Source organism: Spirosoma pomorum, from assembly GCF_054776615.1.
In genome coordinates this window covers 547,028-560,096 of sequence record NZ_BAAHBP010000001.1, presented here as the reverse complement: position 1 = coordinate 560,096, position 13,069 = coordinate 547,028, and the positions used below count along the sequence as shown (strand labels likewise).

The 13,069-nt window shown below is 50.4% G+C and carries 13 protein-coding genes; 2 read left to right on the top strand and 11 right to left on the bottom strand.

Annotation, left to right across the window (positions count from 1 at the left end; all coding sequences use genetic code 11):
* Nucleotides 1–157: 157 nt before the first annotated feature.
* Together ACYVAD_RS02270 and ACYVAD_RS02265 are read left to right on the top strand one after the other, a co-directional pair.
* Nucleotides 158–1,630 (top strand): M43 family zinc metalloprotease, encoded by a 1,473-nt coding sequence (locus ACYVAD_RS02270; protein ID WP_461137843.1) that lies wholly within the window; start codon nt 158–160, stop codon nt 1,628–1,630.
* A gap of 100 nt (nt 1,631–1,730) precedes the next feature.
* Complete coding sequence (locus ACYVAD_RS02265; protein WP_461137842.1) at nt 1,731–2,525, top strand: hypothetical protein; 795 nt, start codon at nt 1,731–1,733, stop codon at nt 2,523–2,525.
* 6 nt (nt 2,526–2,531) lie between these two features.
* On the opposite strand, the gene ACYVAD_RS02260 is transcribed toward ACYVAD_RS02265, so the two are convergent.
* The 11 genes from ACYVAD_RS02260 to ACYVAD_RS02210 all read right to left on the bottom strand — a co-directional run bounded on the left by ACYVAD_RS02260 (nt 2,532) and on the right by ACYVAD_RS02210 (nt 13,029).
* On the bottom strand, nt 2,532–3,716 hold the full coding sequence (locus tag ACYVAD_RS02260; RefSeq protein WP_461137841.1) for an acyltransferase family protein: 1,185 nt from the start codon (nt 3,714–3,716) through the stop codon (nt 2,532–2,534).
* A gap of 33 nt (nt 3,717–3,749) precedes the next feature.
* Nucleotides 3,750–4,988, bottom strand: a complete 1,239-nt coding sequence (locus ACYVAD_RS02255; protein WP_461138511.1) for an MFS transporter — start codon at nt 4,986–4,988, stop codon at nt 3,750–3,752.
* A gap of 103 nt (nt 4,989–5,091) precedes the next feature.
* The gene (locus tag ACYVAD_RS02250; RefSeq protein ID WP_461137840.1) at nt 5,092–6,789 is read right to left on the bottom strand and encodes a sodium:solute symporter family transporter; all 1,698 of its coding nucleotides are present in this window, start codon (nt 6,787–6,789) and stop codon (nt 5,092–5,094) included.
* A 230-nt stretch (nt 6,790–7,019) separates the two neighbouring features.
* Nucleotides 7,020–7,436, bottom strand: a complete 417-nt coding sequence (locus ACYVAD_RS02245) for a hypothetical protein (RefSeq protein WP_461137839.1) — start codon at nt 7,434–7,436, stop codon at nt 7,020–7,022.
* Between the two features lie 117 nt (nt 7,437–7,553).
* Complete coding sequence (locus ACYVAD_RS02240; protein WP_461137838.1) at nt 7,554–8,822, bottom strand: MFS transporter; 1,269 nt, start codon at nt 8,820–8,822, stop codon at nt 7,554–7,556.
* A 63-nt stretch (nt 8,823–8,885) separates the two neighbouring features.
* On the bottom strand, nt 8,886–9,896 hold the full coding sequence (locus ACYVAD_RS02235) for a hypothetical protein (protein WP_461137837.1): 1,011 nt from the start codon (nt 9,894–9,896) through the stop codon (nt 8,886–8,888).
* A 32-nt stretch (nt 9,897–9,928) separates the two neighbouring features.
* Nucleotides 9,929–10,429: an NADH-quinone oxidoreductase subunit B gene (locus ACYVAD_RS02230; RefSeq protein WP_461137836.1), complete on the bottom strand. Its 501-nt coding sequence runs from the start codon at nt 10,427–10,429 to the stop codon at nt 9,929–9,931.
* A gap of 73 nt (nt 10,430–10,502) precedes the next feature.
* Nucleotides 10,503–10,973, bottom strand: a complete 471-nt coding sequence (locus ACYVAD_RS02225) for an NADH-quinone oxidoreductase subunit A (RefSeq protein WP_461137835.1) — start codon at nt 10,971–10,973, stop codon at nt 10,503–10,505.
* 39 nt (nt 10,974–11,012) lie between these two features.
* Nucleotides 11,013–11,624, bottom strand: a complete 612-nt coding sequence (locus ACYVAD_RS02220) for a porin family protein (RefSeq protein WP_461137834.1) — start codon at nt 11,622–11,624, stop codon at nt 11,013–11,015.
* A 154-nt stretch (nt 11,625–11,778) separates the two neighbouring features.
* The gene (locus ACYVAD_RS02215) at nt 11,779–12,339 is read right to left on the bottom strand and encodes a YqgE/AlgH family protein (protein WP_461137833.1); all 561 of its coding nucleotides are present in this window, start codon (nt 12,337–12,339) and stop codon (nt 11,779–11,781) included.
* A gap of 96 nt (nt 12,340–12,435) precedes the next feature.
* The gene (locus tag ACYVAD_RS02210) at nt 12,436–13,029 is read right to left on the bottom strand and encodes a DUF4230 domain-containing protein (protein WP_461137832.1); all 594 of its coding nucleotides are present in this window, start codon (nt 13,027–13,029) and stop codon (nt 12,436–12,438) included.
* Between the last annotated feature and the right edge of the window lie 40 nt (nt 13,030–13,069).

Genomic DNA, 13,069 nt, shown 5'->3' with positions numbered 1-13,069 from the left:
TTGTGAGCTATAAAGAAGTCAAAATAATCCCTGTCCGAAGCCGTTTAACTTTAGCGAAGTTCACCTTTGCCACTGGTCGTAATTAGCTGACGTTCACCAGTAAGTAACAACAGACGAAGCCATGCTTTTCGCGCAACGTATAGCTTCGTCTGTTACCATGAAAATCTACGGCTGGCTGATCCTTATTGGGCTGTTTGTTTCCGCCTGCCGACCAAAGCAGGATGAACAGTTATTACCGCAGATCGCGTCCATCAGCTTATTTGCCGAAAATAACCAGCAAAAGTTTTACTTGCTGGAAGATGCGGCCAACAACACGATTCGGTTGCGCCTGACATATTATGACGCAGGCAAGTCCGTTGTTACTGTTGCTGAAACTCCGCAGTTTTTCGTAAATGGGCAACCCTTCACTGGCGATACGTATCGATTCGATAAGGCTGGTCAATACACCTTCTCGGCGAAGATAGGTACGCGAACCAGCGACAACACGCTTGGTCCGATACAGGTGGCCTCCGTCCAGGATTACGTCGGAAAGGTTCGAGTGCGAACGGCTGTTCCATTTGTGAACGCGGACTCGACAAGTCGATTACCGCTGCTGTACGACATCGTCGATAAACAGGATAATCTCCTCAATCTAGCTTTTTACCGACCTACGCTGCTGGTGAACAATGTCAGCCAAACCGAATCAAACGCGCTGACGGCCGCCCGGCCCGGACAGTACGTGATCCAGGCGGACTTTTTCGGGATTCGGTCGGAAAAGTTAACCATTGAGGCCCGTCGGCCGGTGGTTTATCCACTGGTACGGCTTCCCGTGATTATTCACATTCCTAAAAGTATGTCCTCCATTGGTGTCGATCCGGCTAGTATACTGGCTGATGTGAACAGGACATTTCGTAAAGGGCGACCCGCTGACGATCCGAACCAGGCTGATACGTTTATCGAGTTTTACCCGGCAACGACTGACCCTGACGGACAGCCGCTTGCCAAGCCAGGCTTGCATCAGCTCGATTTTGATAATCCGGGGGATGTCGTCGATGCGGCACTGAGCGTCACGAAGGTAGTTCAACGGTGGTGTCCTCAGCGCTACATCAATGTATTCGTGAGCGTCGACTGGCTTCGAACGTACGCGGCTGGTTACTCGTATTCGTACCTGCCTTCGCCCTTGTTTAAAACCGCCGATTTTACGTGTAGCGATCTCAGCACAGCAAACTTTCAGGCTGAAAGCATACCCGCTGTGTACATCTACAATCAGGCATCATTTTCGGTGCTGGCGCACGAATTGGGGCATTTTCTGGGTCTCCAGCATACGTTTGCGGCTGGTTGCTCCGGCAAGCGGCAGATTCTCGATGCGCCCAGTCACGTACTGGCCTACCCCGCTGCGGGTACAGAAATAAAGCAAAGTTGCGACGGCGTGCCATTCCAGTCCCGCTACGTCATGGATTACTATGTGAATCAGAACAGTTTCACGTATGAGCAGGTAGAGTTAATGCGTCAATACCTTGGACTGAGTGGGTACGTGCCTACGAACGTGGCAAACAGGCCTGCTCGTCGGCCTTATCAGGCGTGGCAACCGCCCCAGGGACAAACAGCCTTCTGTCCATCTGATGCGTCAACTGCGCCCGAGCATAGATAGTGTGAGTAGACAATGAGTATTGATGTGAAAAATTGATGGAAGAATTGGCCTAAAAGAAGAAAATCGTACCTTTAGTTTAGTTGGTAATCCAGGTATTCTTATGCGTTACGTTCTACTTTTCAGTCTATTAGCTCCTCTGGTCGCCATGTCGCAGCGGGCCGATACGGTTGTTGCACCGCCAGCGAAAACCGCGAAAGGCGGCTACGTTATTGGTCATCAGGAATTGCGGCAGATTGTCGACATGGCGTCTCAGCCAGAAGCCGTTGTTGGCAATGTTCGTACGTTCGACCATCGCTACCAGGGGATGAAAGGGACTCCCTATCTGCTGCCCTACTGGGCAAAAGGTTACGTTATGCTAACGAATGGACAACGCTATGACCGGGGATTGCTTAAGTTCAATGCCTATCAACAGGAGTTGGTCATGATACAGCCGCCCGCCAAGACGGATTCGATCGTTATCGACCGGGAACGGATTAGTTGGTTTGTGATACAACCAGCGGATAGCGGATCGGCTATTGTATTCCGGCATTTTACCAATCTGCGCAGTAACGACCAGGAATTACTAGACAGCTACTATCGGGTAATTTACAGCGGTAGCCACCCACTGCTGCAACGTATCAGTAAGCAGTTCCGTCCGGCGAACTACAAAGACGTGTACTCCCCGGATATTCGCTACGATGCGTTTATCGATAAATCAGCTTACTACGTGCTAAATTCTGATCGTCGTATTGTTAAGGTAAAACTGTCGACAAAAAGCCTCCTAGCCGCGGTAACCGGTGATGTCGATACCAAGGTGCCCGAATCCATCGGTGATCTCCGCAAACGGGTCGTTACCAGCGAAGAAGATGCCGTTAAGCTACTGTCGGCTTATGATCAGTTGACGGCGGCTAAGTAAGGATTCTCACACCCGCTCCGGATTAGCGACTTTAACAGGTTTGTCGCCGGGGGCAAAGCGGTCTTTCAATTTCAGGAACTGCTTCTCAAAATACTCGTAGGAAAGCCAGGCAACCAGCGTCGTCAGGGCGTAACTTGATACGTATAGCAGCACCGAAAACGTCGTGCTGTAAGGCATAAATTGCCGGATGATGTACAGACACAGGACGATGACGACGGGGTGATACATATAAACTCCGTACGAAATCTTACCCATAAACGTACAAAGCCGGTTTTCGAGGTTAATGATCGAATCCGGATTACGGGCCAGGTTCATAAGCAGGAACACAAAGAACAGCGCGTAGCCTTCGTAGTTCAGACCAGGGATTCGGTAGCCTGTTGCCAGGAGGTACGCCAGTAGGGCGTACACGACAGCCTGCACCCACTTCTTGTAAAGAAACGTCAGAATAGGGTGCTCGACAAAGATCAGGTAAGCACCAATGCCGCCGATTGCCATGGCACCAATGCGAAAATGAGCCAGGAAGTCGGAAATCAGCAACTGTGTGGTGCCAGCGGAAGGTTGCGTCGAATCAGGCCCGAAGCGTAGCCAGAAGAAAGTACCCGCCAGGAGGAGGGCAATGCTGCCTAGTATAAGCAACGTTCGGCGCGGGCGGACGCTGCCAATCAGCCACGGCCAGATGAGGTAAAATTGTTCCTCAACGCCAATCGACCAGGTGTGCGAACTGAATGGCATTTCATGGTACAACGTAATGGCAATGTTGGGCATCACCAGAAGGAAAAATCCCAATTTAGGCCAGAACGATTCGTACGTATGCTCCGACCAACCCGGTATGTAGAGCGCCGGAATGTGTGGGAAAACAAAAAAGCTGAGCCCAATAACCAGAAAATAGAGCGGCCAGATGCGCAGAATCCGACGTACGTAAAAATTGCCCGTTGCAATCCGACCCGCGAATTGCTTTTCGGCCAGAAGCAGATACGTAATCAGGAAACCGCTCAGGACAAAAAACAAGGCCACACCCAGTCGACCAGCCTGGTATATCTGCGGATAGTCGTTAGTACGATCGAAGGCATCCGAAAAGCCGAAAAGCGATTTAAACTGCTCGATGTGGTGAAACACGACTGACGACGCAGCGATGAAACGGATACCGTTGAAACTAGGAAAATACACCTGTGCCGGAGAGGCTGGACGCATGGTGTTGGGCAATTGATTATATGAAATAATGTCCTAAAGTTCTACATAATCCAAGTCTTTGCCAAATGTCTCCTTGAGCTGAGTCAGGGACCAAAAGCCGATGGCAAAGCAGACGACCGATACGACAGCGCCCGCCCCCAGGACACCGATCATTGGTTTCATGGCCTGAAAAGCGGGAATGGAGATCAGGGTTGTGGCGCGTACGTTATTGGCTACGGAGGTCGTCGCCGTGGAGCGTAGGTTTGTGCCAAAACTCTCGGCGGTGATAGTCAGGAACATAGCGATATAGCCAATCCCGAAACCCATGCCTACGCAGGTGGCGTAAAACGCATCCGTCGTTTTAAGTACACCAGACAGATAAACGCCCACGAAGATCAGGGTCAGGCCCATCAGCAAACCGATTGCCTGCCGGCGGGAGCGAAGGTACTGGCTGATGATCCCGCTCAGTAAGTCGCCAACGACCAGACCGATGTACGTAAACATTACGCAGCGGCCGGGCGGAACAGCGGCTTCCAGCCCCATCGCCTGAGCAAACTCATTGCCGAACGTTGCCAGTAGACCAATAATGAGGTAGGTTGGTAAGGAAATACCCATGCAGTAGAGATAACGGAGCAGGCGTTCGCGGGGACTGAATAAGGCCCAGAAATTGCCCCGACTCGTGGTAGTCTGTTGAACATGAGTAAACATGCCTGATTCAAGAATGCTAACTCGTAGCAGCAATAAGCCCAGACCCAGACTGCCGCCGATGAAGTAGGTCGTACGCCAGGTAAACAGGGTTACGGTAAAGTAAGCGACCACCGCCCCAAACAGTCCGACACTGGCTACCAGTGAAGAGCCATAAGCACGTAATTCTTTGGGTAAAATCTCGTTGACCAATGTAATCCCGGCGCCCAATTCTCCCGCCAAACCGAAACCTGCCACGAAGCGCAGCACTGAATACAGCGTAGGATCGTGGACCAGGCCACAGGCAATATTCGCCAGCGAATACGTCAGGATTGACCCAAATAAAACAGATAGCCGCCCGCGCTTGTCACCCAGAATGCCCCATAGAATTCCGCCCAGTAGCAAACCCGCCTGCTGGAAGTTCAGAATTCGTCCGCCAATCAACGAAATCTCCGCGTCGGATAACCCCAGTTCCTTTAGGCTGGGAACCCGCACGATGTTGAATAGCAACAAGTCGTATACGTCAACGAAGTAGCCCAGAGCGGCTACAATGATGGGTAGCGAAAACAGGGGACGTAGCGAAACAGATGATGGAGCGGGCTGAAGCATGATAACGAGCGAAAACGAAGGATAAAGAACAGACAAGAGCCTCAAAAGTACATGCATGTTACGGCATGGGCTTTTGAGGCTCTTGTCAAGGATTAACAGGTAACTACCAGAACCGAACGTAAAGTGCTGAGATGATCAACATCACGACCGTGATGAGTGCAATGTGGTTGGGTGCCAGACGGAACATGCTGGCGTCGATCTGAAACGCTTTGGCACTAATGGCCGGACCGGTCAGACTGATAGCCACCATCAGCAGAATCGTGAATACGAACGTCCAGCCCATGCAAATCAGGAACGGAATCTCATAACCACCGTTACCATTTGGGTAGGCGGTGTAGAGGAATGTATCATTGCCGAACAGAGCTGGAGCGTAGTTATTAAAGAGAATGGCCAACGCAAAACTGGCTAGAATGCCGATCACAGCGGCTGAGCCAGTAGTCCGCTTCCAGAAGAAACCGAGAATAAAGACTGCGAAGATACCGGGGCTCAAGTAACCCGTATATTTCTGAATGAACGTAAAGCCGCCTTCGGCACCGATACCCAGTGTATCCTGCCAGGTCAAGGCAATCGACACCAGCATAGCAATCAGAATCGTAACGCGTCCCGCCCAAACAAGCTGTTTCTCAGACGCATCTTTACGAATGTACTTCTGATAAATGTCAAGCGTGAAAATCGTCGAGATGGAGTTGGCTTTACCGGCCAAAGAAGCCACAATAGCCGCCGTCAGTGCGGCCAGCGACATACCCCGCAAGCCCGATGGCAGGAAGGATAAAATTGCTGAGTAAGCATTATCGGCGAGTAAGACACCGTTTGGAGCCATCTCCTGTTGCAGACTACCGTTCTTGTACAATACGTAAGCCGCCATACCAGGAACCATTACGATGAGCGGCATGAAAATTTTCAGTAGGGCCGCGAAAAGGATACCCGTCCGGGCTGTTTTCAAATCCGCGCCCAGCGCCCGCTGCGTGATATACTGATTACAGCCCCAGTAGTTCAGGTTGACAATCCAGATACCAGCGACGTACATCCCAATACCCGGTAGAGTCAGGTATTTGTTGATATCGGCCTGCGACGCGTTCGGTCCTGGCTTCTCGTAGATCATGTGGAAATGGTCTTCCGCGTCGTTCATCATGGCTTTGAAGCCCGCGATAACGTCGTTGCCGAGGCCAAATTTTTCGCTAACCAGCGTCATAGCGATGTAGGTGGTAACGAGACCGCCCACAACCAGTACCAGCACTTGAATTACGTCCGTAAAGCCGATTACTTTCATACCGCCCAGCGTAATCAGCAGGGCAAAAATGCTGAGACCGATAACAATAGGGTGGAAATAGTCCGGACCGGCTAGGTTACTGATGGCCAGCGCACCCAGGAACAGAATCGAGGTAAGGTTGACGAATACGTATAAAAAAAGCCAGAAAATGGCCATGATCAGACTCACCGTCTCGTTGTACCGCGTCTTCAGAAACTGCGGCATGGTGTAGATGTGGTTCTTGAGGTAGATGGGCATGAACCATACCGCCACAATGATCAGTGCAATGGCCGCCAGCCATTCATACACCGCTACGGCCACCCCGAAGGTGAACCCGTTACCCGACATGCCGATGAATTGTTCCGCCGATATATTCGACGCAATCATGGATGCGCCGATGGCCCACCAGGTCAGCGACCCTTCGGCCAGAAAGAAATCTTTAGTATCGAGATTGGTTGTCTGTTTTTTCTTGTAGATCCAGTATCCGTACGAGGATACCCCAATAAAGTAAAGAAGGAATATAATGTAATCAATCAGGCTTAGCTGGTTCATTGCGGCACGCAGAAATGAGTTTGGATAATAGACGGTAAAAAAGCAATTATTTCTTGAAAAAGACGAGGTTCGGCGAAATCATTTCCCAATAATTCTGCTTTTCAGCCGATCTGGAATATATGTAAGTATATACTAATGCCGGAACTGGCGTACTAGTTAGCGGGTAAAAACAGGACAATAAAAAAGCACGGAACAGAGCCCCGTGCTGATAAGCAAATAAGAAGCAGTAACTACTTCATGGTAACGAAACGGGTAGCTGTTTGCTCGACTACCGTTGGCGTTGTCAGGTTGAACGTAACTTCCTCGACTTGATTGCCGCTGGAGAGCCGAAATGTGTATTTGCCATCAGCGATTTCGCTCAGGTCAAATTGTTGACGGTACGTGTTGCGTTTACCTGCTCTTTGGGGAAGCGTTTCGCGGAAAAGTTGTTTGCCCCGTTCGTCGTAGAGTTCAACGTTGATTTTATCTGTTGGCTTAAATTTCTCGAGGTGTAACCACACTTTAGAAGCGGCCGCGGCTGGATACATGACAGCTGCGAATGATTTTTGGGCTGCTGGAGCACCGTCAGTTGGCGTAGCTGATGCGAATGAAAAAACGGCAAATGCGAGAGCTAGGCTGTTGGTAATCAGGCGAAAATAAGTTTTCATGGGAGTAAGATTTAGTTAGTGAGACTGAACTGAATTCACTCCAATGATGCAGTTTGACCGGTGCACCGCTGCTGTTCGTGAGCAACGGTAGAAACAACGGATGAACGGCAAACAAGTCTACTCTTCCAGGTAATTTAGGTCCTTACCGTGGGTTTCGGGAATACTGGCAATGGAATAAAAGCCGATGAGAAACGTGATCAACCCGACAATCGCCCCCGAATTGATAACGCCCAGAGAAGGTTTTAAAACCTGATACGTTAAGGTCATGGGAATAACCAGTCCACGTACCATGTTTGGAACTGTCGTGGCGGCCGTAGCGCGAAGGTTCGTGCCGAACTGCTCGGCGCCAATGGTGACGAACATGGCCCAGTAGCCAATGCCAAATCCCATGATTAAGCATAAACCATACAGCATAGCAGAGGTTTTAATGCCAAAAAAGAGATAAGCCACACTGAAAAACAGCGCCACAGTCATAAGCACTGCCACCCCCTTTTTCCGTGAACGTAACGCCTGACTGATGAAGCCACTGCTCAGGTCGCCAATGGCAAGCCCAACGTAACACCACATAATGGCCAGACCCGGCTGAATTTCCTCGGGAATGCCGAGTGCCACGCCGAACTCATTGGAAAATGTCGATAGAATGCCAATCACGAACCAGGTGGGTAGACCAATGCCAATGCAGCGGAGATACCGACCCAGGCGATTGGCGTTCGTAAAGAATGAAAAGAAATTACCGCGACTAACGCCTACCTGCTCGGTTACGTCTTTGAAAATGCCGGACTCGACAACGCCAACCCGCATCAGCAGCAGGCCTATTCCCAGCAATCCGCCCACGAAGAAGGCCATCTGCCAGTCAAATAGCTTCACCGTAAAGTAAGCGACGACTGCGCCCGATAAACCGATACCAGCAACCAGCGAAGTACCAATAGCGCGTTTCTCCTTCGGTAGAATCTCGCTGACCAATGTAATCCCCGCGCCCAGTTCACCCGCCAGACCCACGCCGGCTACAAAACGCATAATGGCGTAGTACATGGCCGGTTCCATGAACGTAACGTTTTTGACGAAGCCACAGGCAATGTTCGCCACTGAATAGGTCAGAATCGAGCCAAACAAAACCGACAAACGACCGCGCTTATCACCGATAACACCCCACAGAATGCCACCAATGAGCAGGCCACCCATCTGCCAATTCATAATGGCCGTGCCGACGGATGAAATTTGTTCGGGGGTCAGTCCCAGATCCTGCAAACTTGGTACCCGTACGATGCCAAACAGAAGCAAATCGTAGATATCGACAAAGTAACCCAGAGCGGCTACAATGACGGGTAAGCTAAACAGACCGGCTTCGACGGTCTCGGATTTTTGCGGGAAAGTTGGAACAGCCATGCGGCAGAATTGATTGAGGACACGCGACAATTCTGCAATAATACGAAATGACCAAAGAAAGCACTACTCTTTATCGGTTGGCGTACCGGTTTCTGGTTTTCCTAACCCGTCGTTATCTGGCTCTGCTGCTTTGCCCGGTATGTTGCTGGTGAAGAAAGAAGAATCATCGGTATCCGAAACTGGGGAAGGAGCCGGTACTGGTTGGCTAACGAGCACGGGCTTGGGTAAGCTTTTGTATAGGGTATAGGCTAAGCCCAATGACCAGACTTTTAGACCTGCCCGCACGAAAATAACCAGTTGCTGCACTAGAAAGACCAGCAGGATTGTCAACCAGCTACTCATCATTACGGCTTCATCAACCAGAAAATAGAGACCAAAAACAGCCGTACCGCTTAGAATCAGTAACCAATAAAATCCGTATGTTTTTCCGGGATGTTGCAGAACCAGTCGCCCAGCGCGGCCGAAGGCCCGAAAAGCTCGCCGGTCGTCTTCCTGAAACAGAATTACCTTGGCGTAATCGCCGACGCAGAGTAATATCGTCGTCGTGAGCATGAACAGCGCAAAGGCGGTCATTCCAATCCAGAACTGACCACGCTCGGTTAATGAATCGCTCACTGCCATAATCAACAGGCTACCGGCTAGGAGCCAGATGACGGTATTAACGAGCACAAAAAGGATGGTAACACCCGCGACTTTCAGAAACCGGCCCAGGTAATGACTACAGGCCTGCCAGAACGTACCGATGTGGAAGCGAGTGCCGTTCTGCGATTGGCAGAACAAAATTCCCCCGGCGAAGAAAACACTCAGAAACAAATGAAGCAGACCCAACCAGCGGCCGACACTGAACAACGGGTAGATAGTTTGCTGGCTCTGCCGCATGAAATCGGAGAAGACGGTATAATCGAAGCCGTCAAGCAGTTTTAAATACTCCAGCGAGTCGTGGTACTCTATTTTCAGCGTGTTATAAAACGGTAGCGCAGCCAGCAGGCCCAAGACCAGTGTAACAGCATACAGAAAGCTCACCAGCCGCAGCGAGCCAAGGAGTTGGCGGAAAGAGACAGACAGGGCGTTCATCGATAAGGCGCCGGGATGATGAATTCGGGGAGTTACTCCGCCGAATGTACAACATCTTTGGCTCCTGAAAGCGGATGTTCTGTTCTGATTTTTTCCTGGAGTTTCAGGAAACCATCAATCAACGCTTCGGGGCGGGGTGGACAGCCCGGTACGTATACATCCACGGGAATAATCCGGTCAACGCCTTTTACTACGTGGTAGCCATGCTGCCAGTAAGGGCCACCACAATTGGAGCAGGAGCCCATCGAAATAACGTAACGTGGCTCGGGCATCTGTTCGTAAAGACGTCGGATACGATCCGCCATTTTGTAGGTGACGGTACCCGACACGATCATAATGTCCGACTGACGAGGGGAAGGGCGGGGAAAGATACCAAATCGCTCAAGGTCGTAGGAGGATGCAAACGACTGCATCATTTCGATGGCGCAGCAGGCCAAGCCAAATGTCATAGGCCACAAGGATTTTTCCCGTGACCAGTTCAGAAGTTCTTCGGAGTGCATCAAGATGACACCCGCATCGCCGGATTTATCCATGTCGATCGATTACGTAAAAAAGCGTCCTCTCTGGCAACGACAACCGAGTGTGGATCGGTTCCTGATCACAACTCTAGCGTCGTTCGTATTTTTTGTTGACTTGCTCGTAGAGAGTAGTCGGAACGCGCGTATCTGTCGTCGGAATTTGTGGGCGAGGTTTTACCCAGTCCAGATAGCCCTTGACCCAGACATAAGCCAGCCCGAGGGCCAGGATAATGACGAACAGAAAGGCTTCGGACAGGGCGAACCAGCCCCAAAGCCCATTCGTTTCGGCGATCAGGTCAGCCTGTCCGAACACCGTAGCCCAGGGGAAGAGAAAAACCAGTTCTACGTCGAATAAAACGAAGACCAGCGCGATGACGTAAAAGCGAATGTTAAACTGAATATTGGCGTTGCCAATGGGTTCCTCGCCAGACTCATAGGTGCTGTTCTTTTCTACGTTCGGATGATCAACGCGCAGCAGTTTCGCCCCGAACAGGATAAGGCTCAGGAAAGCAAAAGCTGCTAAAATAAACAGCAGGATGACGCCGAAGTCAGATAACATAGGCCGCGCTAAGCCGAGACAAGTTGATTGCCCCGATGGTTATTTCTTTTTCTTGGGGTACAGGTTATACACAATGGAAGCCTGTAGTTGCCGGTTCAAATACGTGGCCTGCGCCACGGGCGATACGTTAGCAAATCCGTACACGTATCGTACGTGCAGACTGAACTTGTTCAACATATCCAGAAAGTCGTAATGTGCACCGACGGCCAGACTCACATCGTATCTGTTTCCTGGTCCGTTGGTCTTGCCGGCGTTAAGCGCGTAACCAAGCTCCGGTCCGGCCTGCAATGTCAACCCTTCAGTTGGGATATACCCTACTAGTAGCGGAACGTTGACGTAATAATAGTTGACACCGGTTATTGATGGTTCAGCTTGACCCGCAACTGGGGTTTTGAACGTAGCGCCTTTCATGGCTATCAGAAGTTCGGACTGTGCCACAAATTTATGGTACCGATAGCGATACATAGCCCCTATGTGCGGCTGAAGACTTCGTTTGGGAATACTAGTGTTTACGCCTGTAATGTTGATCTGACTCAGGGCTGCGCCAATTTTCAAGCCGAAATGGCCTCCAACTGGATTGTCACTCTGAGCGTTGGCCAAAAGTGGTAAGGCAAAAAGAGAAGAAAGAAGAAGTAGTCGAAAAAAATGCATACAGGCTTTGGTTGGAAGATAACTCACCTTCCGATAACGCGTGATACCCGGAAACATTGGACGGTTTGCTATCCCTAGCCCGCCAGATGCTACCAAAACGCCCGTAAAATTGGTTAAAAAAAGTTAAGAAGCCGCTAAGCTCTCTAACCGAAGGTTAGTTGAGCCGGGGATCAACCGGGTAATGCGCAATGGATTTATATTCACCACCCATCCGTTTGAGCACCCCCCGCCAGAACTGATCAACGGGCGTGTCGAACAGGAAACTGGCATCGGCTTGGCTGATGATCCACGATTTTTTCAGTAACTCATCCTCCAGCTGCCCTTCGCTCCAGCCCGAATAACCGATGAAAAAGCGGATGTCGTGCTCCGTGAGCGTGCCTAAGTTGACGGCACGTTTGATCTGTTCGAAATTACCACTCCAGTATAACCCTTCTACAATGCGAATAGAGTCGTCGATCAGGTCGGGGCGTCGGTGAATAAAATGCAGGGTGTTTTGCTGCACCGGGCCGCCTATGAACAGCGGGAGGTCTGCTTGCACTTCGTCGATTACATCGCCCAGATGAATGTCCGTTGGTTGGTTCAAAACCAAACCAAATGTACCAGCATCGCTGTGTTCACAAACCAGTACGACGCTACGGTCGAAGTTATTATCACCCATGAATGGCTCAGCAATTAACAGGTTACCATTTTTGATGCGAGGAGCTTTGGCGTTCATAGGTAAACGTGTGTTTAGGTGTCACATGGATACAAGATGATGTCTGATCGGGTGTCCGATCTACGGACATATTCAAAAACTGTACCTGAATCGGAGCTACTTCGTGAAAAGAAGCCCTACCTTTTTACCGGTCAGCTGACTCAATAGCGGGAGCAGCATACGACTGGCGTTCTGCCGAGTCTGCTCCAGAATCCCTCCATTCAATGCCGATTGCCGGATCTGCTTTTCTGCCTGTTTATACGCTTTGTCTACCAGTTTGGATTCTTCCAGAAAGGTAAACCGCGTATCATACACCCGGGAACGATCGTGGTTAATGCGCCAACTGCACAATTCCGGCGCTGGTAACCGGATCGTTAACGAATCAGTACCGAGGTCAATGTCATCAGCCGTAACTTTTGTCAGATCGATACAGCCGGTAGCTTCTCCTTCTATGATTAAGACCGCGTTGCCATTCGGCAGGAAGGTATTAATCTGCTCGTGCTCAACGATATCCTTGAACGTATATTTAACCAGCTCTAGCTTGCCCAGCGCTGTCACTTCTTTGAGAACAATGTGTTGCGTAGTATTATCCCCTCGTCTAAACCGGCTTAGGGCGTCGCTGCTGCGAACCAATTCCCAAAGTGCAATCAGGCCAATCACCAGCAGAATAGCAACGAATATCCGAAGCAGCGTAAGAATCAATCTGGACATTAGCCGTAGAAAGGAATTAACAGTAGGGAAAAAAAAGACT